21 protein-coding genes are annotated in these 22,967 nt (G+C 65.0%); 14 read left to right on the top strand and 7 right to left on the bottom strand.

Going from position 1 to position 22,967, the window contains the following annotated elements; all coding sequences use genetic code 11:
* Positions 1 to 220: 220 nt before the first annotated feature.
* A complete protein-coding gene (gene recQ / locus F599_RS0109425) occupies positions 221 to 2,005 on the bottom strand; it encodes a DNA helicase RecQ (RefSeq protein ID WP_019543282.1) in 1,785 nt (594 codons plus the stop codon).
* 279 nt (positions 2,006 to 2,284) lie between these two features.
* On the opposite strand from recQ, the gene F599_RS0109420 reads away from it, so the two are divergent.
* From F599_RS0109420 to F599_RS14040, 14 genes are all read left to right on the top strand, one after another.
* Positions 2,285 to 3,853 carry a TolC family protein gene (locus F599_RS0109420; RefSeq protein WP_019543281.1) on the top strand — a complete coding sequence of 523 codons (1,569 nt, stop codon included), beginning with the start codon at positions 2,285 to 2,287 and terminating at the stop codon, positions 3,851 to 3,853.
* The gene (locus F599_RS0109415) at positions 3,850 to 4,983 is read left to right on the top strand and encodes an efflux RND transporter periplasmic adaptor subunit (RefSeq protein ID WP_019543280.1); all 1,134 of its coding nucleotides are present in this window, start codon (positions 3,850 to 3,852) and stop codon (positions 4,981 to 4,983) included. Before F599_RS0109420 ends, F599_RS0109415 begins: the two co-directional genes overlap by 4 nt.
* A 16-nt stretch (positions 4,984 to 4,999) precedes the next feature.
* Positions 5,000 to 5,719, top strand: a complete 720-nt coding sequence (locus F599_RS0109410; RefSeq protein WP_019543279.1) for an ABC transporter ATP-binding protein — start codon at positions 5,000 to 5,002, stop codon at positions 5,717 to 5,719.
* Complete coding sequence (locus tag F599_RS0109405; RefSeq protein ID WP_020700557.1) at positions 5,709 to 6,929, top strand: ABC transporter permease; 1,221 nt, start codon at positions 5,709 to 5,711, stop codon at positions 6,927 to 6,929. Before F599_RS0109410 ends, F599_RS0109405 begins: the two co-directional genes overlap by 11 nt.
* 457 nt (positions 6,930 to 7,386) lie before the next feature.
* On the top strand, positions 7,387 to 8,217 hold the full coding sequence (locus F599_RS0109400) for an ABC transporter substrate-binding protein (protein ID WP_019543277.1): 831 nt from the start codon (positions 7,387 to 7,389) through the stop codon (positions 8,215 to 8,217).
* A gap of 27 nt (positions 8,218 to 8,244) precedes the next feature.
* Entirely contained in the window at positions 8,245 to 8,910 is a 666-nt protein-coding gene (locus F599_RS0109395) for an amino acid ABC transporter permease (RefSeq protein WP_019543276.1), read from the top strand.
* Between the two features lie 21 nt (positions 8,911 to 8,931).
* Positions 8,932 to 9,660: an amino acid ABC transporter ATP-binding protein gene (locus F599_RS0109390; RefSeq protein ID WP_026327929.1), complete on the top strand. Its 729-nt coding sequence runs from the start codon at positions 8,932 to 8,934 to the stop codon at positions 9,658 to 9,660.
* A 14-nt stretch (positions 9,661 to 9,674) separates the two neighbouring features.
* The gene (locus F599_RS0109385) at positions 9,675 to 10,331 is read left to right on the top strand and encodes a cytidylate kinase-like family protein (protein WP_019543274.1); all 657 of its coding nucleotides are present in this window, start codon (positions 9,675 to 9,677) and stop codon (positions 10,329 to 10,331) included.
* The gene (locus tag F599_RS0109380; RefSeq protein ID WP_019543273.1) at positions 10,300 to 11,400 is read left to right on the top strand and encodes a proline racemase family protein; all 1,101 of its coding nucleotides are present in this window, start codon (positions 10,300 to 10,302) and stop codon (positions 11,398 to 11,400) included. Before F599_RS0109385 ends, F599_RS0109380 begins: the two co-directional genes overlap by 32 nt.
* Before the next feature lie 31 nt (positions 11,401 to 11,431).
* A complete protein-coding gene (gene prdC, locus F599_RS0109375; protein ID WP_019543272.1) occupies positions 11,432 to 12,745 on the top strand; it encodes a proline reductase-associated electron transfer protein PrdC in 1,314 nt (437 codons plus the stop codon).
* Between the two features lie 54 nt (positions 12,746 to 12,799).
* Positions 12,800 to 14,599, top strand: a complete 1,800-nt coding sequence (gene prdA, locus F599_RS0109370; protein WP_019543271.1) for a D-proline reductase (dithiol) proprotein PrdA — start codon at positions 12,800 to 12,802, stop codon at positions 14,597 to 14,599.
* The gene (locus F599_RS15870) at positions 14,596 to 15,036 is read left to right on the top strand and encodes a CBO2463/CBO2479 domain-containing protein (RefSeq protein WP_019543270.1); all 441 of its coding nucleotides are present in this window, start codon (positions 14,596 to 14,598) and stop codon (positions 15,034 to 15,036) included. The genes prdA and F599_RS15870 overlap by 4 nt, the downstream gene beginning before the upstream one ends.
* Entirely contained in the window at positions 15,033 to 15,758 is a 726-nt protein-coding gene (gene prdB, locus F599_RS0109360; protein WP_026327928.1) for a D-proline reductase (dithiol) protein PrdB, read from the top strand. The genes F599_RS15870 and prdB overlap by 4 nt, the downstream gene beginning before the upstream one ends.
* Before the next feature lie 93 nt (positions 15,759 to 15,851).
* Positions 15,852 to 16,733: a DMT family transporter gene (locus F599_RS14040; RefSeq protein ID WP_019543268.1), complete on the top strand. Its 882-nt coding sequence runs from the start codon at positions 15,852 to 15,854 to the stop codon at positions 16,731 to 16,733.
* Between the two features lie 69 nt (positions 16,734 to 16,802).
* Here F599_RS14040 and F599_RS0109350 read toward each other — a convergent pair whose 3' ends face one another.
* The 6 genes from F599_RS0109350 to F599_RS0109325 form a co-directional block, all read right to left on the bottom strand.
* Complete coding sequence (locus F599_RS0109350; protein WP_019543267.1) at positions 16,803 to 17,723, bottom strand: LysR family transcriptional regulator; 921 nt, start codon at positions 17,721 to 17,723, stop codon at positions 16,803 to 16,805.
* Positions 17,724 to 17,913: 190 nt separating this feature from the next.
* On the bottom strand, positions 17,914 to 18,258 hold the full coding sequence (locus tag F599_RS0109345) for a cupin domain-containing protein (RefSeq protein WP_019543266.1): 345 nt from the start codon (positions 18,256 to 18,258) through the stop codon (positions 17,914 to 17,916).
* 87 nt (positions 18,259 to 18,345) lie between these two features.
* On the bottom strand, positions 18,346 to 19,200 hold the full coding sequence (locus F599_RS0109340; protein WP_019543265.1) for an HAD hydrolase family protein: 855 nt from the start codon (positions 19,198 to 19,200) through the stop codon (positions 18,346 to 18,348).
* Positions 19,187 to 20,002, bottom strand: coding sequence for a response regulator transcription factor (locus tag F599_RS0109335; RefSeq protein ID WP_019543264.1), 816 nt, complete (start codon positions 20,000 to 20,002; stop codon positions 19,187 to 19,189). The genes F599_RS0109340 and F599_RS0109335 overlap by 14 nt, the downstream gene beginning before the upstream one ends.
* Entirely contained in the window at positions 19,999 to 21,720 is a 1,722-nt protein-coding gene (locus F599_RS0109330) for a sensor histidine kinase (RefSeq protein WP_019543263.1), read from the bottom strand. Before F599_RS0109330 ends, F599_RS0109335 begins: the two co-directional genes overlap by 4 nt.
* A 167-nt stretch (positions 21,721 to 21,887) precedes the next feature.
* Positions 21,888 to 22,934: an ABC transporter substrate-binding protein gene (locus tag F599_RS0109325; protein WP_019543262.1), complete on the bottom strand. Its 1,047-nt coding sequence runs from the start codon at positions 22,932 to 22,934 to the stop codon at positions 21,888 to 21,890.
* Between the last annotated feature and the right edge of the window lie 33 nt (positions 22,935 to 22,967).

Here is a 22,967-nt window from a genome sequence, read left to right as displayed (position 1 = left end):
AATGGCGGCGGCTGAAAAGAGCAAGTGACTCCGAAAAGGCAAACAGCCGTCCCGCCTGTCAATCTGACAGGCGGGACGGCTGTTTTTTGCGCGCGGCGCAGGCGGCACCGCGCCTTGCGTTCTCCGTCAGGCGCTGTGTCTTTCCTCATTTCCCTACGCGCGGCGCGCTGGCAGGGAGACTTTCTTTCGGCAGCGTTGCCGAAAAGCGCTGCGGCGCGTCTCAGGCGTTTTCCCGCAGGCAGGCGAGGAAGCGCGCGCCGTATTTCGCGAGCTTTTTCTCGCCGACGCCGCTGACGTCTGCGAGCTCCTCCTCCGTCTTTGGCCGCAGCTCGCACATGCCGCGCAGCGTCTTGTCGGAGAAGATGAGGTAGGGCGGGATGTTCTCCTCCCGCGCGATGTCCTTGCGCAGCGCGCGGAGCTGGTCGAAGAGGCCGTCGCTTGCGGGCGCCGCTTCCTTTTCCGGCAGGATGTGCTGCGTGACGCGCGCGCGGCCGCGCAGCACGTCGTAGGCGCGGGGACGCAGGCGCACGACGGGATACTCGCCGCCCGCGAGCGCGAGATAGTCCGTCGCGATGAAGCGCTGGATCATGAGTTTGATTTCTTCGATGCTCTTTTTCGGATAGAGACCGTAGGTCGAGAGCTCGTCGAGGTGGAGGCTTTTCACGCGCTTGTCGGCGGAGCCCTTGAGCACCTGCGCGACGAGCGTGACGCCGTAGCGCTCGCGCATGCGGTAGACGCAGGAGAATACCTTCTGCGCGTCGACCGTGACGTCGACCTCGCGCATGCCCGCCTGGCAGTTGCCGCAGTTGTCGCAGCGATCCTCCGCCTCGCCGCCGAAATAGCGGATGAGGAACGCGCGCAGGCATTCGGGCGTGTGGCAGTAGTCGACCATGCGCTGGAGCTTCGCGAGCTCGATGCGCTTCCTCGCCGCGTCCTCGGTCGAGACGTCGATGAGGTAGCGCTGCGTCATGACGTCCTGCGGCGAGTAGAGCAGCAGGCACTCGCCCGGCTCGCCGTCGCGGCCCGCGCGCCCCGCCTCCTGGTAGTAGGACTCGATGTTCTTCGGCATGTTGTAGTGGAGCACGTAGCGCACGTTGCTCTTGTCGATGCCCATGCCGAACGCGTTTGTCGCGACGATGACCGCGAGGTTGTCGTAGAGGAAATCGTCCTGCACGCGCGTGCGCTCCTCGTCGCTGAGTCCCGCGTGGTAGCGGCCGGCGGCGATGTGCTTCTTCGTGAGGTGCTCGTAGAGCTTGTCGACCTCCTTGCGCGTGGCGGCGTAGATGATGCCCGCCTCGCCCTTGTGCGCGAGGACGTAGCGCGCGGCGAAGTCGCGCTTCTTCACGCCGCGGCGCACCTCGAAATAGAGGTTCGGCCGGTCGAAGTCCGTGACGTGCACATCGGGCTCCGCGAGCGCGAGCAGGCGCACGATGTCCTCGCGCACCTCGGGCGTCGCCGTCGCGGTGAAGGCGGCGACGAGCGGGCGGCGCGGCAGCGCGGCGATGAAGGGCGCGATCGCCTGATAGCTCGGGCGGAAATCGTGTCCCCACTGCGAGAGGCAGTGCGCCTCGTCGACGGCGACCATCGAGATGGCGAGCCCTGAGACGAGCGAGCGGAAGCCGTCGGCGTCGAGGCGCTCGGGTGCGACGTAGATGAGGTCGTAGGCGCCGGCGGCGATGCCCGCGTAGCGCTCGCGCGCCGCGGCGGAGGAGAGGCTGCTGTTGATGTAGGTCGCGCGGACGCCCGCGTCCCTCAGCGCGTCGACCTGGTCTTTCATCAGCGAGATGAGCGGCGAGATGACGAGCGTGACGCCGGGAAAGAGCAGCGCCGGCACCTGGAAACAGATGGATTTGCCGGCGCCCGTCGGCATGATGGCGACGGTGTCGCGGCCCGCGAGCAGCGAGCGCACGACGGGAAGCTGCGCCGGGCGGAACGCGTCGTAGCCGAAATATTTCTTCAAGAGCGCCGCCGCCTGGTCAAGGGAAAAGCTGTCTGGGTTCTGCATGAGGGGATGCCTCCGTTACGAAAGATTGCGAAAGGGGACGCGGCGCACCGGACGCCCGTCCCTTTGCTGCATCGGTCAAGCGCGCGGCATGCGCGCCTGCGGATTACAAAAAGATAAACGTTTTAACACGAATGTAAGTGCCATCTAAAGCGTGTTCAACGACACTATTTTACCATAAATCCGTTACGTATGATACATTGGGGAGAGATAGCCGCCCGCTGCGCACACATATCCGGGCGGCGCGCATCATGGTGACAGGGGACAGAGAGGGAGGATGTCATGAAACGATATTTCCGGAGGGGCGCGGCAGCCCTGGCGGCAGTGGCGCTGCTGCTCGCGCAGGCGCCGCAGGCACAGGCGCGCGACCTGAGCCTCGCGGACGCCATCGCGCAGGCGCTCGCGGCGAACACGGGCCTGCGCGTGACGGCGCAGGACGAGAGGACAGCGGCGGCGGAGCTCCGCCAGGCGAAGGGACAGAATGGCTTCTCGCTTACGGGGAGCGGCGGCCTCGACGCGAGCCAGAGCAAGGGCGAGGACCGCACGGACGGCCTCTCGCTGAAACTAAACGGCACGCTGCCGCTCTACACGGGTGGCAAGAACGAGGCGCGCATCGACGCGGCCGCGCTCGGCACGGACATCGCGGCGCTCACGACGGAGCGCGCGCGCGAAGAGCTCAAGTACAGCGTCATCAAGGCGTATTTCGACGCGCTCGAGGCGCGCAAGACCATCGCGGTCGACCAGGAGAGCGCCGACAACTACCAGGCGCACCTCACGAACGTCCAGCAGCTCTACGAGGCGGGTTCCAAGGCGCGCATCGACGTGCTGCGCGCCTCCGTCGAGCTCTCCGACGCGCACCAGACGCTCATCAAGGCGCAAAACAGCTACGAGGTGGATCTCGCGACGCTGCGCAACCTCCTGAACATCGACCGCAGCGAGCCGCTGACGCTCACGGACGATTTCGTCTACGACACCTTCGACATCAGCCTCTCCGACTGCATCGGCTACGCGCTGCGCAGCCGCAAGGACCTCCTCGCGGACCGCTATACGCTCCAGCAGAAGGAGCTCGCGGTCAAGGAGGCGAAGGCGGGGCTGCGCCCGTCGGTCAGTCTCTCCGCGGGCACGGGGCTCAGCCAGAACTTCGAGCCGGAGGGCCGTGACAGCCACAGCTGGAACGCCGGGGTCGCCGCGAGCTGGAACCTCTTCGACAGCGGCGTGACGCGGGCCGCCATCGACGAGGCGGAGGCCGCGCGCGACAAGGCGGCGCTCTCGCTCGATAAGGCGCGGCAGGACGTCGACCTCGCCGTGCGCGAGGCCTACTACAACATGCGCGAGGCCGAGCACCGCATGAGCTCGACGGCGGACGCCGTGGGGCAGGCGCAGCAGGACTACTACATCGCGTGGGAGAAATACCGCGCAGGCGAGGGCATCATGCTCGACGTCATCGACGCGCAGACCGCGCTCTCCAAGGCGCGCCTCAACGAGATCAGCGCGCAGTACGACTATGTGCGCTGCAAGGCGCAGGTCGTCGACGCGATGGGCACGGGCCTCACGGACAGCGAGCGCGCCGCGGCGGCCAGGCTCGACGCAAGCGTGCTCCAGCAGGCCGTAACGCCGGCGGGCGCGCGCCAGGACCGCGAGACGAAAGGCCTCGCTGCGCGGCAGGCGGAGAAGCAGCCGGCCGCGGAGCAGCCGGGACAGGCGGCCGCCAAGGCAGCGGAGGCGGCAGGCACGCCTCAGGCAGCGGACACAGCTGAGGCGGGAGAGAACGCACGGGCCGTCGCAGCGGACGCCCAGGAGACAGCAGACGACGTGGCGGGCGAGCTCGCCGGAAATGAGGGAGCGGAATGAAACTGAACTGGAAACTCAAGGCCGGCGTCCTCGCCGTCCTCCTCGCTGGCTGCGCCTTCGGCGGCTGGCACTACTACACGGCACAGCAGGCAGCGAAGCAGGCGGCCGCCGTCGAGACGACGCCCGTCATCCGCATGGACATCAAGTCCACGGTCTCCGCGACGGGCACGATCCGCCCCGTCGACTCCGTCGAGGTCAGCTCGAAGATCACGGCGCGCCTCAAGACCGTCGAGGTCAAGGAGAACGACGAGGTCAAGGCCGGACAGGTCGTCGCGACGCTCGACGCGAAGGACTACGCGGCGAAGCGCGACCAGGCGCAGTACAAGGTCACGAACACACAGGCGGAGTACGAGCGCATCCGCTATCTCTACAGCATCGGCGCCGACACGGAAAAGCAGCTCGAGGACGCGCAGATGAACTACGACACGGCCGTCTCCGCGCTGAGCCAGGCCGAGTCCGACGCGAGCGAGACGAACATCCTCGCGCCGATGGACGGCACCGTCGTCGGCGAGCCGAAGACCGTCGGCACGATGGCCGTTGCGACCTCGGACAACCCGACCGTCATCATGCGCATCGCCGACCTCTCCACGAAGAAAATCATGGCGAAGGTCGATGAGACCGATATCGGCAGCGTGAAGGTCGGCCAGAGCGCGACGTTCACCGTTGACGCCTACACGGACAAGACGTTCACGGCGCGCGTGACGAAGATCTCGCAGACGGACACGGCGAACACCTGGGACACGAGCACCTCGAGCTCCTCCGCGAGCACCTCCTCGTCGGCCGCCGTCATCTACTACTACGTGACGCTCGAGGTCGACGACCCTGAGAACCTGCTGCTCCCCGCGATGACCGCGCGCGTCGAGATCAATACCGCCGACAAGCCGGACGCGCTCGTCGTGCCCATCTCGACGCTCAAGACCGACGCGAACGGCTCCTATGTCATCGTGAGGAACCCGGACGGCTCGCAGGAAAACCGCTATGTGCAGGCGGGTATCTACAGCGACGACTACGTCGAGATCGTAGACGGCCTCAGCGAGGGCGAGGAGGTCGTCTCCACCTACACGGCGAAGAAGTCAAGCAGCTCGAGCAAGAGTAGCAGCCACGGCGGCCCCGGCGGCCCGCCGATGTAAGCGCGGGAGGATGGCTATGGCAGAAGCAAAGAACGTCAACACCATCGAGCTGCGCGGCATCAAGAAAATCTACAAGATCGGCGGCGAGGAGCTCGCGGCCCTCGCGGGCATCGACCTCGACATCCATCGGGGTGAGTTCGCCGCGCTCATGGGGCCGTCGGGCTCGGGCAAATCGACGCTCATGAACATCCTCGGCTGCCTCGACCGGCCCACCTGCGGCTCCTACAAGCTCGACGGCGAGGAGGTCGCGGGCCTCAGCGACGACGCGCTCGCCGTCACGCGCAACAAGAAGATCGGCTTCGTATTCCAGAACTTCAACCTGCTCTCGCGCATCTCGGCGCTCGAGAACGTCGCGCTGCCGCTCGTCTACGCGGGCGTCGGCCGGCACGAGCGGCTCGAGCGCGCGCAGCATTTCCTCGAGGCCGTCGGCCTCGGCGACCGCGGCGACCACCAGCCGAACGAGCTCTCGGGCGGCCAGCGCCAGCGCGTCGCCATCGCGCGCGCCCTCGTCAACGATCCGCACATCATCATGGCGGACGAGCCGACGGGCAACCTCGACACGAAGTCCACGAAGGAAATCATGGAAATCTTCGAGCACATGCACGAGATGGGGCGCACCATCATCCTCGTCACGCACGAGCCGGAGATCGCCGCCTGCGCGAGCCGCCAGCTCCTCGTGCGCGACGGGCGCATCACGCGCGACGAAGGGAAGGGAGTGGTCATGGATGTTGTTTAGCGAGAGCTTCCAGATGGCGCTCACCTCCCTCTACGCGAACAAGATGCGCAGCCTGCTCACCATGCTCGGCATCATCATCGGCGTCGCGGCCGTCATCGCGCTCGTCTCCGTCGGCATGGGCGTGCGCTCGAACGTCACGAGCTCCATCGCGAGCCTCGGCTCGAACATGCTCATCATCTCGCCGGGCGCCTCGCAGAAAGGCGGCGTGCGCGGCGCGGCAGGCTCCAGGAAGACGCTCAAGTACGACGACGCGAAGGCCATCGAGCAGAAGGTCAAGAACATCGACTACGTCTCGCCGACCGTCTCCTCCTCCTACCAGGTCGTCTACGGCAACAACAATTGGAACACGAGCGTCCAGGGCGTGACGCCGGAGCTCCTCTCCATCCGCTCGCTCTCCATCTCGAACGGCTCGTTCATCACGGAGAACGACCTCAGCAAGCGCCAGCGCGTCGCCGTCATCGGCACGACCGTCGCGGAGAACCTCTTCGAGGACAAGAACCCCGTCGGACAGAACATCCGCATCAACAACCAGCCGTTCAAGGTCGTCGGCCTCCTCGAGAGCAAGGGCCAGTCCTCGATGGGACAGGATCAGGACGACATGATCTACATCCCGCTCACGACGGCGATGGAGCGCATGCTCGGCATCACCTACGTCCAGTCCATCAACGTCCAGGTCAGCGACGCGACGAAGATGGACCAGGTGCAGGACGAGATCGAGACGCTGCTGCGCCAGCGCCACCACCTCGCGGCGGCGCACAAGGAGGACGACTTCACCGTCAGGAACCTCACGAGCCTCATGGAGACCGTGAGCCAGTCCACCTCCATGCTCACGCTGCTCCTCGGCGCGATCGCGGGCATCTCGCTGCTCGTCGGCGGCATCGGCATTATGAACATCATGATGGTCTCCGTCACCGAGCGCACGCGCGAGATTGGCATCAGGAAGGCGCTCGGCGCGACGTTCCTCAACATCATGATGCAGTTCCTCATCGAGTCGATGGTCATCGGCATCATCGGCGGCATCATCGGCATCGGCGTCGGCTGCGCCGCCTCGGAGATCATCGCGAGGGTCGCGGGCTTCACGACCGTCATCACCTGGGCGCCGATCCTCGTCTCCTTCCTCTTCTCCGTCGGCATCGGCCTCTTCTTCGGCATCTACCCGGCGCGGAAGGCCGCCAGGCTCGATCCCATCGAGGCGCTGCGCTACGAGTGAGGCGCGCGCCTGCAGCTTTCTTCGGCAAGCCCCTGCCGCACAGTCATCCGGCTGTGCGGCAGGGGCTTTACTATGTAAATCCCCAAGAGCGCAAGCCGTAGGCGCAGCGCGATTGGCAGGATTTACTGCAAGGGCGGGCGCACAATGTCCACGAAGTGGACGTTTGTGCGTTGAGTTTACTATGTAAATCCCCAAGAGCGCAAGCCGTAGGCGCAGCGCGATTGGCAGGATTTACTGCAAGGACGGGCGCACAATGTCCACGAAGTGGACGTTTGTGCATGTAGCTTTGTGTGCTGACGGCACCGTGCGCATGCATAACGATCCGTCATGGATGACATGAGAAAGCGTTTCTGTACAAGAGACATAAGTTCCGCTATGATAGAGCCATGCTTCAAAAAGCAGAAAGAAAAGAGAAAAAGAAGCGATGATCTGGCAACAAGGAATGGAGGAGAGGAATATGAAAAAGAGAATGTTCGGCCTATTGGCAAGCGTCATGCTATCTGTTTTCCTGCTCGCCGGCTGCGGCAGCTCGCCGGCGGCCTCGACATCAGGCTCAGGCTCCGGAGACTACCACGGCGCGCTCAAGGGCGTGGAGCTCGCGGTCGGCACATCGGGCACTTACGCGCCGTTCTCGTATTTCGACAAGGACGGCACGACGCTCACGGGCTACGACGTCGAGCTCATGGGGAAGCTCCAGGAGATCCTCGGCTTCACGCTCAAGGACGGCGCGATGAAGGACATGGACTACGGGCCGCTCGGCACCTCGCTGAGCCAGGGACAGCTCGATGTCGGCGCGGCGGCGCTCTGCGCGACGGATGAGCGCAAGAAGACGATGAAGTTCAGCGACACCTACTACGATGCGGGCATCGTCGTCATCGTCGCGAAGGATAACACCGCGATCAAGAGCGTGGACGACCTCAAGACCGGGAAGTACAAGGTCGCCGTGCAGACGGGCTGCGCCGCCTATGAGTACGCGGCTGCGAATCTGCCGGAGAGCAGCCTGCAGTCGTTCGACTCTCAGGCGCTCGCCTACAAGGCCGTCGAGGACGGGCAGGCGGATGCGACCATCTACGATCTGCCGGGCACGAACTACGGCATCAAGACCGGCGCCATCCAGGTGAAGACGGTCGGCGACGAGTTCTACAAGGGCCAGGCGCCGTACGCGCTCGCGTTCTCGATGAACATCGTGAAGAAATATCCGCACATCATCGATGATTTCAACAGCGCGCTCCAGGAACTCAAGGAGAATGGCACGCTCGACGAGCTGAAGAAAAAGTATTGCGAATAAGCCGCGGGCGGCAAGGGAGGCGCAAGTATGGACACAGCAATCATTTCGGCCGTCCTGCCCATGCTCATCAAGGGCTTCTGGGTGACGATGGAGATCGCCGTCGTCGGCATCCTGCTGGGGTTCCTGCTCGGCGCGGTCAGCGGCTATGCGCTGCAGGGGAAATGCCGCGTCGCGCGGACCGTGGCGGGCATCTACATCTGGCTCATCCGCGGCACGCCGATCGTCGTGCAGGCCCTCTACATTTACTTCGTCGTACCGGCCATCCTCTCGCTCATCGAGGGGGAGCAGGTCACGATGGACAGCGTGCTCGCCGGCATCATCGTCATCACGGTGAACGCGGGCGCGTTCATCTCCGCCATCGTGAAGGGCGCGCTCGAGAGCGTCGAGATCGGCCAGATCGAAGCGGGGCGCGCGCTCGGTCTCACCGAGCACCAGATCCTCTGGCATCTCGTGATCCCGCCGGCGTTCAAGATGATGCTGCCCGCACTCTTCAACCAGTTCATCATCTCGGTCAAGGACACGGCGATGCTCTCCATCATCTCGGTCAACGAGATCACGCGGCAGACGCAGAACTATGTGGCGCGGACGTATCAGACAATCCCGGCCTACACGATGTGCGCCGTCTTCTACCTCGTGCTACTCTCGGCGCTCATGATCCTGCAGCACGTCGTGGAAAACAAGATCAAGAAATGAGGCGACAATATGAAGGACGCAATCCTTGAGGTCACGCACCTCATCAAGACGTTCGACGACCTCGAGGTCTTGAAGGACATCAGCATGACGGTGCACGAGGGAGAGGTGGTCTGCATCATCGGGCCCTCAGGCTCCGGCAAGAGCACATTTTTGCGCTGCCTCAACCAGCTCGAGACGCCGACGGGCGGCAGCATCCGCTACCGCGGACAGGATCTCATGGAACAGGGCGCAGATATCCGCGCGTTCCGCGAGCGGGTCGGCATGGTGTTCCAGCGCTTCCACCTGTTCCCGCTCAAGAGCGTGCTCGAAAATGTCATGCTCGCGCCCGTCCTCACGGGCCACAAGAAGAAAAAGGAGGCGGAGGAACTCGCGCGATCGCTCCTCGCGAAGGTCGGGCTCGCGGGCAAGGAGGACGCGCGGCCGGCCATGCTCTCAGGCGGCCAGCAGCAGCGCGTCGCCATCGCGCGGGCGCTCGCCATGGAGCCGGAGGCGCTGCTCTTCGACGAGCCGACCTCGGCGCTCGATCCCGAGCTCGTCGACGAAGTGCTGAATGTCATGAAAGCGCTCGCGCACGACGGCATGACGATGGTCATCGTCACGCATGAGATGGCGTTCGCGCGCGACGTCGCGGATCGCGTCGTCTTCATGGCGGATGGCTACATCGTCGAGCAGGGGACGCCCGCAGAAGTCTTCGGCCATCCGAAGGAGGCGCGGACGCGCGCGTTCCTCCGCAGGTTCCTGAACGGCTGAGAGGAGGTCAGGAAATGGGAAATTTTGTCATCACCATCAATCGCGATTTCGGCAGCCTCGGGCGGCCCATCGCGAAGCGCCTGGCGGAACTGCTCGGCATCGAGTACTATGACCGCGATATCGTCGAGGCGACGGCCAAGAAGCTCCATCAGCCCGTCTCCGTCATCAGCGAGGCGGAGGAGCGGAAGGCGTCCGGGTTCTTCAGCATGCTCTTCCCGCTCGGCCGCGATACGGCGCCGCATCAAAGGACGCTCTTCGAGACGCAGGCGGCGTTCATCCAGGAGGTCGCGTCGAAGCAGTCCTGCATCATCGTCGGCCGCTGCGCGGACTATGTGCTGCGGGACCATCCGAGCGTGATGAATATCTACATCTACGCCTCGTATGCCGACCGGCTCGCGAACTGCGTCGGGCCGCTCCACATGGAGAAATCCGTCGCCAAGAAGATGATCGCGGGCGTCGACAAGGCGCGCGCGGCCTACCACCGCTACTGGGCGGGCTACGCCGCGAACGCCCCGGAACACAACCACATCATCGTCAACAGCGCGCTGCTCGAGGTCGAGGGCACGGCGCAGGCGCTCGCCGCCATCGCGCGCGTGCGGTTCGGCGCGGACATCGCGCCCGGAGAGGGGAGGGAGGGCCATGCACCTGCTGCCGCATCTCAGGACGTATGAGTACGAGATCAAGACCATCGATTCCCATACGGAGGGCGAATCCACGCGGATCGTCTACGATGGCTTCCCCCGCCTGCGCGGCGCGACCATGATGGAGAAAAAGCGGGACCTCCTGGCGCATTACGACTTTTTGCGGCGGGCCCTCATGCTCGAGCCGCGGGGGCATCGCGATATGTTCGGTGCCGTGCTCACGGAGCCTGTACATGAGGAAGCGGCGGCCGGCGTCATCTTCCTCGACAGCGGCGGCTGCCTCAACATGTGCGGCCACGGCAGCATCGGCACGGCGTCCATGCTCGTCGAGACGGGGCTCGTTCCCGCGCGTGAGCCCTATACCGAGGTCGTGCTCGACGCGCCGTCGGGGCTCATCCGGGCGCGCGTCGCCGTCGAGGGCGGACACGCAGCGTACGCGAGCATCCAGAACGTGCCGGCCTTCCTCGCGCGGGAGGGCGTCACGGTCGAGGCGGACGGGCGGCGCGTGACGGCGGACATCGCGTTCGGCGGCTCGTTCTTCGCCCTCGTCGATGCCGACGCCCTCGGACTTGCTTTAAAGACAGAAGATATTGACAAAATATCGCGCCTTGGCATGGCCATCCGCGCGGCGGTCAATGAGCGCGTCCCCGTCCATCATCCCGCGCTCGACATCGATACGGTGGATCTCGTCGAGTTCTACAGCCACAGCTGTAGCGCCGGGGCCGACCTCAAGAACTGTGTCGTCTTCGGTGACGGGCAGATCGACCGCTCGCCCTGCGGGACGGGGACGAGCGCCAAGATGGCCGTCCTGCACGCGCGCGGCGCGCTGCCGCTCCGCCAGCCGTTCCGCTACGAGAGCATCACGGGCTCGATCTTTACGGGCGAGGCGCTCGCAGAGACAGAGATCGCGGGCGCGCCGGGGCTCGTCGGCATCATCCCCCAGATCACGGGCAGCGCCCACATCACAGGCATGAACGACTGGGTGCTCGACGAGCGCGACGCGCTGCGCTACGGTTTCCTGCTCGGCCGCGCCTGCAAGACGGCCGAGCACGGAGAAGGCGTGCAGGAACGCCCGCGCGCCCGTCTCTGCGGCGCCTAGGAAGAGAATTTGACATCAAGAAGGTGAAGATATGAAGCTATGGCATTATCCGCTGCGTCAGGGCGTCGGCGCGCCCGCCGTGCCCGTCGTGCAGCCGGGCGACCATGTGCGCCGCGGCGCCCTCATCGCCGCCGCTCCCGCGGACGCGCTCGGCGCGCCCATCCACGCGAGCGTCACGGGGCTCGTCCGCAGCACGGAGGGCACCATCGTGATCGAGGGAGAGCGCGCCGAGGACTATGAGAAGCTCGCGCCCGCAGCGCCGCTTTCCATGCTGCGCGCCTCGGGGCTCATCGGCCTCGGCGGCGCGGGCTTTCCGACCTGGATGAAATACAGGTCGCCGCTCCCCGCGGGCGGCACAGTCATCGTGAACGCGGCGGAATGCGAGCCCATTCTCTCGCACAACCTGCTGCGCGCCGAACGTCAGCCGGACGGCATCGTGCGCGGGCTCTGCCTCGCGATGGATCTCGCGCAGGCGGCGCATGGCGTCATCGCCATCAAGGCGATCCACACCGCCGCCGTCCGCGCGCTCGAGACGGCCATCGCCCACGGCGCGGGCGGGCGCGACATCTCGCTGCACCTGCTGCGCAACCTCTACCCGATGGGCGAGGAGCGCGCGCTCGTGCGGGAGGTGCTCGGCAGGCTGCTGCCTGTGACGGCGCTGCCCCTCGAGGCGGGCGCCATCGTCTCGAACGCCGAGACCATCTACCGGCTCCACGAGGCCGTCGATCTCGGCAAGCCGCTCATCGACAAGGACCTCACCGTCGCCGGCAAGCTCCGCGCGCATCCCGGCGAGATCCTGCCGCTGCTCGACGTGCCCATCGGCCGCAGCGTCGCCGCCGTCTTCGCGGACGTCGGCGGCCTGCCGCCGGAGGACAGCTACGGCGAGCTCCTCATGGGCGGCCCGTTCACGGGTCATCGCACGACGCCCGCGACGCCTGTCGTCAAGACGACGGGCGGTCTCATCGCGGCGGAGTGCTTCCCCAAGGGGCCCGCGCGCATCGGCCTCCTCATCTGCGCCTGCAGCGCGGACGAGGCGCGCCTGCGGGAGGTCGCGGCCTCCCTCGGCTCGGAGGTCGCGGGCGTCGCCTGCTGCAAGCAGGCACTGCCCGTCAAGGCGGCGCGCAAGTGCCAGAACCCCGGCATCTGCCCCGGCCAGGTCGCGAAGATCCTCGCGCTCAAGAAAGCCGGTGCGGAGGCCGTGCTCATCGGCAACTGCACCGACTGCACGAACACCGTCATGAGCTGCGCGCCGCAGCTCGGCCTGCCCGTCTACCATGTGACGGATCAGGCGCTGCGCGCCGTCAATGAAAGGCTCATCCGCAAGATCCACGAACACATCGCATGAAGGCGCTAAGGAACCACTGATCCTAAATAATTGCGCCATAGGAGGGAACCATCTATGTCCATGACCAAAGAACTGGCCGAGCAGCATCTCGGAGATCCCGCAGTCTTCTGCTGCCGCCGTCAAAAAGGACTCACCATCAGCGCTGCCGACCTCGAGGATCCGTCCATCTTCAGTGACATGGAGGAGGCGGGGCTCCTGAAGCTCAGCCCTGACGGCCTCACCGTCGCCGAGGTGCTCGGCGCGACGCTCACGCAGGACGTCGAGGCCCTCACGCCCATCACGAAGGATGTCCTTGACCATGTGAACGCCCCGGCAGCGGCCCGCGCCGCGGCGCCCGCCACCGACACGCCCGCTGCCGATGCGCCTGCCGCCGACACGCCCGCTGCGATCCCTGCCGTCAGAGACGACGGCACGCTCCACATCCGCATCGATGCGGCCGAGCATATCCGCGGTCTCTCCATCGACCTGCCGCTCGCGGGCGGCGCGCCCAAGGTGACAGGCGCACCCGCAGCGCCCGCCGCCGCTGCGGGTGCGGGCAAGAAAAAAGTCATCCGCACGCTGAAGAAGCAGCACATCCGCATCAAGGACGCCGTCATCGGCACGGAGACGAAGATTGCCGACGGCATCCTCACCATCGACGGCGCCATCGTCGAGCGCGCCGTGAAGGAAGATCCGCTCTGCAAGCGCCTCACGCTCGACGTCATCCACCCGGACGAGCGCCATATCTACACGGACACCATCATGGACGTCTGCCCCATCGCGACGAAGGTCGAGGGCGCGCTCGGCGAGGGCACGACGAAAGTCGCGGACGGCGTCGTCTTCCTCCTCACGGGCGTCGACGAGGACGGTGTGCAGGTGCATGAATTCGGCTCCTCCGAGGGCTATCTCGACGAGAAGATGTACTTCGGCCACCCCGGCTGCGCTGACGAAAACGACATCATCATCCGCTGCCACGCCGTCATCGCCAGGAAATCCGGCATGACGCGCCCAGGTCCCTTCGCCGCGCACAAATGCGAGGACTTCATCATCCAGGCCGTGCGCGATCAGCTCAAAGGCTACGAGGGCGAAGTCGTGCGCGAGGAGCTCTGCGAGGACCTGCGCCGCGAGGGCAACCCGCGCGTCGTCCTCGTGAAGGAGATCATGGGACAGGGCGCCATGCACGACAACGTCATCTGCCCCGAGGAGCCCTGCGGCGTCAAGGGCGGCCAGAAAAACGTCGACTGCGGCAACGTCCCCATCATGCTCACGCCGAACCAGGTGCGCGACGGCTCCATCCACGCGCTCACCTGCATCGGTCCCGCGACGAAGGAAATGACGCGCCACTACATCCGCGAGCCGCTCGTCGAAGGCCTCGCGGCCGACAGCGAGCTCGACCTCATCGGCGTCGTCTTCGTCGGCTCGCCGCAGGTCAACGATGAGAAGCTCTGGGTCTCCGAGCGCCTCGGCTCCCTGCTCGAGAGCCTCGACATCGACGGCTGCATCATCACGACGGAAGGATTCGGCAACAACCACATCGACTTCATCCAGCACATCGGCCAGGCCGGCAAGCGCGGCATCCCCGTCGTCGGCGTCTCGTTCTGCGCCTACCAGGGCCAGCTCGTCGTCGGCAACAAGTACGCGACGGCCATGGTCGAGGAGAATATGGATGCGGGCGGTTTCGAGAACAACATCGCGGGCTGCTCCTGCGTGACGAAGGAAGTCGCCGCGCGCGCCATCCAGATGCTCAAGAACAAGATGGCGGGCGTCGCCATCCTGCCGCCGGAGAAGAAATGGAACAACGCGATCATCAACGCGAACAACCGTCTGCTCGGACTTTCGGAGACGGCGCTCGTAGAAAGCGGCACGCTCCATTGAACGCGCCGGACGTCATGATCAGCCCCGTCCTCATGGGCGGAACGGTCAGGGAACTCCGGGACGGCCAGGTGAAAGTCCATCTGCATGGCCGCCTCGGCGTGCTGACCGTACCGCGCAGGCTCGTCGTCGAGCAGGAGCGTCTCGCCGTTGGCGCGGAGGTGAAGTTCTTCTTCAGCTATCTTTGGATCGCGCCGCACCGCGGCGACTATGAGACCGCCGCGATGGATCCGGCGGAGGAGATTTTCCCCGCGCTGCTCGGCGGCGAGGTGACGGAGGTCAACGACACCGCCGTCAAGGTCGCCGTCACAGGCGGCCTCGGCACGGTCGCCGTGCCGCGCCGCTGGGTATTCACGGACGTGCCGCTCGCCGTTCATCAGTGCGCGGAGTTCTATTTCAGTTGCATGCATCTCGTAGAGAAAGGGAGGATACAGCCATGAGCCTTACCACCGTTGCAGGAATGCAGTCAGAGATTTTCGTTCCCCTCACGCCGCCGCCCGTATTCACCGAGCTCAAGAAGCCGCTCTCTGAATGCAAGGTCGCATTCATCACCGCGGGCGGCATCCACAAGAAGAGCCAGACGCCGTTCAACACCTCAGGCGACTTCTCCTACCGCGTCATCGAGTTCGACACGCCGTCGAGCGAGCTCATGGTCACGCATGGCGGCTTCGACAACTCCGACATCAACAAGGACGTCAACGCGATGTTCCCCATCGACCGCCTGCACGAGCTCGTCGCGGCCGGCTTCATCGGCTCGCTGGCCGCTGAGACCTACACGTTCATGGGTGGCGGCGGCAACGTCGAGAAATTCCGGAACGCCACCGGCCCGGAAATCGCGAAAAAGCTCAAGGCGCAGGACGTCGACATCGTGCTCTGCACGGGCGGCTGCGGCACCTGCCACCGCTCGGCGACCATCGTCACGCGCTGCTGCGAGGCCGCGGGCATGAGCTGCTGCGTCATCGCGGCGCTGCCGCCCATCGCGCGTCAGCAGGGTGCGCCGCGCATCACGGCGCCGCACGTCCCCATCGGCTCGAACGCCGGCGAGCCGAACAACATCCCGATGCAGACGGCCATCGTCAAGGAATCCCTCGAATGGGTGCGCGACTGCCCGAGCTACAACCAGATCAAGGTACTTCCCTACGAGTACCGCCATAATGTATAATAACGGATGAAGAAACCCCGAAGGCTCTTGGGCTTTCGGGGTGATTTTTTTGGGAAGAGCGAATCAATCAGCGATTTCTTAGGAGGTACATCTATGGAACAGAAAGGAAACAGTGCCTGCGGCGCGGCCTGCGTCGCGCTCGCGGGCATCCTCTGGGGCATCCTCGGGCTTTTCGTGCGCGCGCTCGGCGACAGCGGCCTGACGCCGTTCGATGTCGTGGGCGTGCGTGCGCTCGTCGCGGCGGGGGCGCTGCTGCTCTTCCTGCTCGCGACCGACCGGCGCGCGCTCCTCGTGCGGCCGCGCGACCTCTGGTGCTTCCTCGGCACGGGGCTCTGCAGCATCGTCTTTTTCAACTACTGCTATTTCACCGCCGTGCGCATGATGTCGCTCGCGAGCGCCGCCGTGCTGCTCTACACCGCGCCCGCGTTCGTCATGCTGCTCTCAAGCGCTCTCTTCGGCGAGCGGCTCACGCGGCGCCGGATCGCGGCGCTCCTCTGCACCTTCCTCGGCTGCGCGAGCGTGACGGGTGTATTCGGCGCACAGCAGAGCCTCACGCTCGCGGGCGTCCTCATCGGGCTCGGCGCGGGGCTGGGCTACGCGCTCTATACGATCTTCGGCCGTTATGCGCTCGCGCGCGGCTACCAGGCGCCGACGATCACCTTCTACACCTTCCTCATCGCGGCGCTCTGCGTCTGTCTAGCGGATGGCACGGCGCGCCTGCGCGCGGCGGCCGCCGCGCCGGAGGCGCTCGCGCTCATGCTCGCGCTCGGCCTCGTCTCGACCGTCGCGCCGTTTCTGCTCTACACCATCGGCCTGCGGACGCTCTCCGGCGCGCGCGCCTCGATCATCGCCTCCATCGAGCCCGTGACCGCGGCGCTCCTCGGCATCGCCCTTTACGGCGAGCAGCCGGGCTTCGGTACGCTGCTCGGCCTGCTGCTCGTGCTGCTCGGCATCTTCCTCGCGCGCAAGGCGTGAGACGTTTCTGCCCCGCCGCACCGGGGAGGTGTGCCCGCCGGGGGAGCGCCTCTAGGGGAGCAGCGCGCCCTAGAGGCAGGGCGTGAGCGAGGCTGCGGCGGCGGGCGGCAGGTCCCGCGCGACGCTGCTTTTGGCGATCTGGTCGATGAAGCGGCGCGCCGCCGGCGTGAGCGAGGCTTTCTCCTTGTAGGCGATGCCGAGGTCGCGGTGGAACTCCGGCGCGAGCGGGATGGCGTGGACGAGGCGCTCGACGCCGAGAATCACGAGCTTCGGCAGGATGCTCAGCCCGAGGTGGTTCGCGACCATGGCGACGATGGCGTGGTCGTCCTTTGAGGTGAGGCGGATGTCCGGCCGGATGCGCGTCGTCTCGAGCATGTGATGGATATCGTAGTCCGTGCCGTCCGCGGAGAGGATGAAGGGCGCGTCCGTCATGCGCTCGACGGGAAACGTTTGCATGGACAGGTAAGGCGCTTCGCGCGGCAGGATGGCCATGAGCGGATCGTTCCATAGTGACATCCAATGGAGCGCGCCGATCTGCCGGTGGCTCAGGATGCCGAAATCCGCGACGTTGCCCGCGACCCAGCGCACGATGTCATCCGTGCCGCCTTCCATGAGCTCGATGGTGATGCGCGGATATTTCTCCTGGAAGGCGGCGAGATAGTGCGGCAGCAGCACGCGGGAGACGCTCGCGAACGCGGCGATGGTCAGATGGCCCTCCGAGAGCCCCTTGATGTCCGCGATGTGCTGCTCGAGCAATTTATTCTCTGCGAGCAGGCGGCGCACATAGGGGAGGATCTCCTGCCCGGAGGACGTGAGCTCGACGCCGTTCTTGCTGCGGCAGAACAGAGGAAAGCCGAGCTCCCGCTCGAGCAGCCGCAGCGTGCGGCTCACGCCGGGTTGTGTGTAGCCCATGCGGTCGGCTGTCTTCGTGAAATTTCCCGTCTTCGCCGCGTCGGCGAAGACCTCGTAGCGCGTCAGTTCCATGATCATCACACACCGTTCCTTGAAATAGAACGAGGGCAGTCACGCATCTGTGACTGCCCTCGTTGGCATCCATATGATTCTATTTTAGCGAGAAATGACGCGGATGGCAAGAGCGGCAGGCAAATCAAATGCCCGCAGCCTGCGAAGGCAGGGGCGGGCACATGCGGCTGGACGGGCAGGCGGACGGCCGCCGTTCTTACTTGTTGATGATCAGCGCCATGAAGACGAGATCTTCCGTCTTCGACGCGTTCTCGATGCCGTGCTTTTCGCCGTCGGCGCAGAACGTCGTCGCGCCGGCATGGAGCGTGACCTCGCGGCCGTTGTCGTTGTAGAGCGCCGTACCGGAGAGGATGTGGTAGGTCTCCGTGTTGCCGTGGTGCTCGTGGACGCCGAGCGAGCAGCAAGGCGGGATGATGACCTTGGAGAACATGCCGCACTTGCCGTCGAGCTCCTTCTCCGTGAGGAGGTGTACGATGGTGACGGTGCCCTTGCCGCCTGCTTTTTCCGTGGCCTGGACGGGATTCGGTTCGATGAATGCCATGGTGAAGACTCCTTTGCTCTGATGGTTGTTTTCTGATGGTTTCCTGACTGCTATATCTATTAGACACGCAGAGGGTGTTTTCCTCTTTTATGCGCGGAGAAACGCGCGTTTTTTGATGACGTTTTCGAGGATCCATGCCATGAGGTGGTCGCTGGCGGCGCAGCCGACGAGGTCGGCTGCCGCTTTCGTCGCGGCGTGAGCGTTGCCGGAGGCGACGCCGACGTCCGCCGCGCGCAGCATCTCGTTGTCGTTGAGGAAGTCACCGGCGGCGATGATGATCTTGCCGCTTCCCGCCGGCAGACGGCGGAGCTCCTCGAGCATGGCGCCCTTGGAGGCGTCTTTGGCGACGAACTCGAAGTAGTTGACCTCCGAGTAGAAGGTCGTCGCGAGCGCGTCCATGTGCTGGGCGTGTACGGCCGCTTCCAGGCGCCGCAGCTGCGCGGGCGTATCGTTGACGAAGAATTTCAGCCAGGGCGTCTCCTGGGGATCGGAGAGCGGCGCGAGCGCCGTGTGTACGATGTGGAAGAATTCCTTGGCAAGCCTCGGATCGTCATAGGCTGGATCCGTGATGATGTGGCAGCCGTCCGCAGTGTAGATTTCGATGCAGGCGGTGGGGAGGAGATGCTGGCAGGCGGCGGCGAAGCGCGGCCAGCAGGCGGGATCCTCAGGCGGCGAGGGGAGCGGGCGCACGCAGAGCGGCGTTTTTCGCTGCCAGTCGTAGAGCATGGCACCGTTGTAGAAGATGCTCGGTGCCTGGATGGGGAGGCCCTTTACGAAGCCGACGGAGTCCTCGGGCGTGCGTCCCGTCGCGATGCCGAAGCAGCCGCCGCCCGCGGTGAAGGTCTCGATGGCGCGGCGGTTCTCGTCCGAGACGCGGCCGCCGTGCGGGACGAGCGTGCCGTCGAGATCGGTGATGAGCAGGATGTTTTCATAAGGTTTCATGGCGATCTCCTTCCAGCCGGATGCCGCCTGCTGCCTGGCGCAGGAAGGCCCGGGGCGATGTGTGCAGGTATTTCTTGAAGACCTGGCAGAAATTCTTGTAGTCGCCGAAGCCTGTCTGCTCGGCGATCTCGTAGACGCGCCAGGTGCCTGCGGCGAGCAGGTCGATGCTCTGCTGCAGGCGGTAGCGGGCGAGCAGGCTGCCGAAGGTCTGTCCCGTCGCGTCCTTGAGCTTTCGTGAGAGGTAGCTTTGCGAGACGCCCTGCTCAGAGGCAATCTGCTCGAGACTGAGCTTCTCGCGGTAGCGCGTCTGGATGGCTGCGAGCACGGCGCGGACATAGGGGCTTTCCGCCTGCTGCAGGCGTTCGCGCAGCGCCGCCCAGTCCTTGAGGGCGCGCGTGCTTTCTCCGGTGTCGTCCTCGTCTGGCTGTCTTGGCGGGAGTACGGGAATCTTTTCGAGCACGCGCTGGAGCTCGGCTTCGTCGACGGGCTTCAGGAGGTAGTCGGCGGCCTGCAGGCGGAGAGCAGCCTGCGCGTAGGAAAAGTCCGCGTAGCTCGTGAGGAAGATGATGGCAGGGGCGTGCGCGCATTCTTTCAGACGCCGCGCGAGCGCGAGCCCGTCAAGACGCGGCATGCGGATGTCTGTGAGGACGACGTCTGGTTGCAGGGCTTCGATGCGCGGCAGGGCGGCGAGACCGTCGGGCGCGTCGCCGACGACGCTGCAGCCGAGGCGGAGCCAGTCGATGGTGCAGACGAGGCCGCGCCGGATGATGTCTTCGTCCTCGACGATGAAGATTTTCTTCATGGGGAGCATTCCTCCATTTCTTCTTTGCGGACAGCGGGAAGGGTCAGCGTGACGCGCGTGCCGCTCGTTTCGGGGCAGGCGATTGCGAGGCCGTATGCCTCGCCGTACATGAGCTGGATGCGCCGGTGGACATTGTAGAGTCCCGTGTGGCGGCTCGAGGCGTTCCGGCTCTTGAGCAGGGCGCGCATTTCCGCGAGCTTCGCGGCGCCGAGCCCCTTGCCCTGGTCCTCGATCGTAACGCGGAGCAGCGCACCGTCGCGGCGTACGGTGAGCCGGACGCTGATGTTGCCGTCGTCGTCGCTGCCGTAGCGGATGGCGTTCTCGAGCACGGGCTGGAAGAGGAGCTTCGGGATGGCAGCGCAGCGCGCGGCGCGCGCGATGTCCTCCTCGTAGCGTAGGCGGCTGCCGAAGCGGTACTGCTGGATCTTCAGGTAGTTGTGCGTGTAGGCGAGGTCCTCGTCGACGGTAACCTGGCGCACGTCGGTGCGGATGCTGTAGCGCAGCAGGGAGGAGAGCGCATGGATCATCTGCATGGCCGCGTCCGGGTCGAGCTTGATCATGAATTTGATGTTCTCGAGTGTGTTGAAGAGGAAGTGCGGCTGGAACTGGGACTCGAGCTGGCGCACTTCGGAGATGACGGTCGCCCGCGTCTCAGCTTCGTGCTGCTGCATGAGCGCGCGGAGGCTGTGCGTCATGTGGTTGTATGCTTCGGTGACGACCTCGAGCTGGCTGCCTCTCCGCACGGTGAGCTGCGCGGAGAGGTCGCCGCGCTTGGCGCGCGCGAACGCCTCGACGAGCTCGTCGACGGCCTTGGCACGGCGCGCGCTCTCCTGACCGACGCTGCAGAGGATGATCGGCACCATGATGAGCGCGATGGCGAGCAGCAGGCCAGCACCGATGAGATAGCGCAGCAAGAGGTCGGTGACGGGTGTGATGGCATAGAGCGTGCAGCCCTGCGGGAGCGGTTGCTGCGTGATGTAGTATTCGTCCTTCTGGTAGGTGATGCGTTTGCTGGATGCGGCTGCCACGACGTCTGCGACCTTGCCGAAGCGCGTCGTGAAGGGGCCGCCGCCCGTCGCGAGCACGCCGTTCTGGAAGTCGTCCGCGAGCAGGAAGTAGAGATGGGGGGAGGTGATGCTGTGCGTGAGGTATTCGCCCGGCACGACGAAGAGCATGTAGCCGGCGAGCGCGCCGTCTTGCACGATGGCGCGGCCGACGAGCAGGTCGCGGCTCGCTGCGCCGGGATGCGTCAGGAACTCCGCTTGCGCACGTGCCGGCTGCTCCTTGAGGCGACGCACGATGCCCCAGGTTTCTGAGAGCGGCGTGAGCGCGGCCGGGAGTGTGTGACGGCTGCCGAAGAGGACGCGGCAGCTGCGGTCGAGTAGGAAGAACTGCGTCGCGTCGTGCGTGATGTTCACTTCATGGTAGAGATAGGCGTAGAGCTCCGTGCGCAGCGGGCTGGGCGCGCCGAGCGACGCGAGGGGCTGCGGCCCGTCTGCAAGCCGCTCCGCCACGCGGTCCGCGCGCTGCTCGTAGTCCGTGAGGATGCCCGTGAGCACCTCGGCGGCCGTCTGCCGACTCGCCTCGTTGCGCATGACGATGTAGTGATGCCAGCTGAAGCAGATGAGCAGCGAGCCGAGGAAGGCGAGGAGCAGCACGGGGACAAGCGCGTATTTCGTGAGCGCGCGCCGCACCTCCTCCTGGAACTGGTGATGCAAGTCATCGCTTCCTTTCCTTGGGGAATCACTGCGCTAGGCAGCGCTTCCCCTTTGCTGTTTCTTCCATTATAAAGGAATGAGGGCCGATGAGAAAGGGTGCCGCCTCAAGGAAGCACTGATTCATTCAGCGTTTCTTTGAAAAAGTGCGGCACCCGCAGGCAATATGCTCACTGCACGCTGGTGAAGATGTCTTTGAATTTATCCAGCCATGCTTTCTTGTCCTTGTTGACGACCTGCTCGTCGTCCGTGATGATGTGGATCTGGGATTTCTCGAGGAGACCGGCGGGCGCGGGAACGTCATCGCGCACGCTGCGGCGGTGGAGCTTCTGCGTGATCAGCGTCTGGGCTTCCTTGCTCGTGATGAAGTCGATGAATTTCTTGGCGTTTTCCATGTGTTTGGCATGCTTGATGATGTAGATGCCGTCCGGCTTGGAGATGACGCCTTCCTTCATGTAGACGAGTTTGACGGGTGCGCCGTCCGCGACGTATTTTGCGCCGCCTTCCTCGAAGGTGCAGCCGACGACGTACTCGCCGTCCGCGACGCCCTTGTAGACGGCGGAGGAGCCGGAGAGGAGCTTGCCGTCGAGGTTACGGCAGAATTTCTCGACGTAGTCCCAGCCCTTGTCCGGATCGCCGTTGCCCATGGCGTAGAGCATGTTGATGAGGTGCTCGTAGGAAGAGGAGGATTTCGAGGGATCGGCCATGGCAATCTTACCCTTGAGCGCCGGGTTCAGGAGGTCTTCGTAGCCTTCGACTTTGATGTCGCCGATGAGGTCTGTATTGACCATGATGACGCTCGGGATGTCGGTGAAGCGCGTGATGGATCCCTCGGTGTTCTTGAAAGCATCCTGTACATGCTCTTCATTCGCCGATTTGTACGGTTCGAAGAGGTTGGCCTTCGGCTTCATCGTGGAGAGGGAGCCGCCCCAGAAAATATCAGCGAGCGGGTTCGCTTTCTCGGATTCGACGCGTTTGAGGAGTTCGCCGGTGCCGGCGGCGACGACTTCGACCTTGATGCCGCTCTCCTTCTCGAATTCCTCAACGAGCGGGTTGATGAACGAGAGCGGATGCGGGCAGTAGATGACGAGCTTGTTTTCGTCGTCGCCTGCCGAGGCGCTGCCGGAAGAGGCATCCTTGCTGCCGCCGCAGCCGGCGAAGCAGGTGGTGAGCAGGGCCGCGCTCAGGAGCGTGGCGAGAACTTTCTTGAGTTTCATGGGGATTCCTCCTTTTTGAAAATGATGGGAACG

It is taken from the genome of Selenomonas bovis DSM 23594, assembly GCF_000381005.1.
In the GTDB taxonomy this organism is placed as follows: domain Bacteria; phylum Bacillota; class Negativicutes; order Selenomonadales; family Selenomonadaceae; genus Selenomonas_C; species Selenomonas_C bovis.
The sequence above is the reverse complement of the archived record's forward strand: the minus strand, read 5'-3'. Positions and strand labels throughout refer to the sequence as shown.

Excerpts from the sequence above, each read along its gene's own strand:
- F599_RS0109325 (WP_019543262.1), bottom strand. The coding sequence starts at position 22,934 with ATGAAACTCAAGAAAGTTCTCGCCACGCTCCTGAGCGCGGCCCTGCTC.
- F599_RS14040 (WP_019543268.1), top strand. The coding sequence starts at position 15,852 with ATGGAACAGAAAGGAAACAGTGCCTGCGGCGCGGCCTGCGTCGCGCTC.
- prdB (WP_026327928.1), top strand. The coding sequence starts at position 15,033 with ATGAGCCTTACCACCGTTGCAGGAATGCAGTCAGAGATTTTCGTTCCC.
- F599_RS0109385 (WP_019543274.1), top strand. The coding sequence starts at position 9,675 with ATGGGAAATTTTGTCATCACCATCAATCGCGATTTCGGCAGCCTCGGG.
- recQ (WP_019543282.1), bottom strand. The coding sequence starts at position 2,005 with ATGCAGAACCCAGACAGCTTTTCCCTTGACCAGGCGGCGGCGCTCTTG.
- F599_RS0109415 (WP_019543280.1), top strand. The coding sequence starts at position 3,850 with ATGAAACTGAACTGGAAACTCAAGGCCGGCGTCCTCGCCGTCCTCCTC.
- F599_RS0109380 (WP_019543273.1), top strand. The coding sequence starts at position 10,300 with ATGCACCTGCTGCCGCATCTCAGGACGTATGAGTACGAGATCAAGACC.
- F599_RS0109400 (WP_019543277.1), top strand. The coding sequence starts at position 7,387 with ATGAAAAAGAGAATGTTCGGCCTATTGGCAAGCGTCATGCTATCTGTT.
- prdA (WP_019543271.1), top strand. The coding sequence starts at position 12,800 with ATGTCCATGACCAAAGAACTGGCCGAGCAGCATCTCGGAGATCCCGCA.
- F599_RS0109420 (WP_019543281.1), top strand. The coding sequence starts at position 2,285 with ATGAAACGATATTTCCGGAGGGGCGCGGCAGCCCTGGCGGCAGTGGCG.
- F599_RS0109345 (WP_019543266.1), bottom strand. The coding sequence starts at position 18,258 with ATGGCATTCATCGAACCGAATCCCGTCCAGGCCACGGAAAAAGCAGGC.
- F599_RS0109405 (WP_020700557.1), top strand. The coding sequence starts at position 5,709 with ATGTTGTTTAGCGAGAGCTTCCAGATGGCGCTCACCTCCCTCTACGCG.
- F599_RS0109410 (WP_019543279.1), top strand. The coding sequence starts at position 5,000 with ATGGCAGAAGCAAAGAACGTCAACACCATCGAGCTGCGCGGCATCAAG.
- F599_RS0109335 (WP_019543264.1), bottom strand. The coding sequence starts at position 20,002 with ATGAAGAAAATCTTCATCGTCGAGGACGAAGACATCATCCGGCGCGGC.
- F599_RS0109340 (WP_019543265.1), bottom strand. The coding sequence starts at position 19,200 with ATGAAACCTTATGAAAACATCCTGCTCATCACCGATCTCGACGGCACG.
- F599_RS0109350 (WP_019543267.1), bottom strand. The coding sequence starts at position 17,723 with ATGATCATGGAACTGACGCGCTACGAGGTCTTCGCCGACGCGGCGAAG.
- prdC (WP_019543272.1), top strand. The coding sequence starts at position 11,432 with ATGAAGCTATGGCATTATCCGCTGCGTCAGGGCGTCGGCGCGCCCGCC.
- F599_RS0109395 (WP_019543276.1), top strand. The coding sequence starts at position 8,245 with ATGGACACAGCAATCATTTCGGCCGTCCTGCCCATGCTCATCAAGGGC.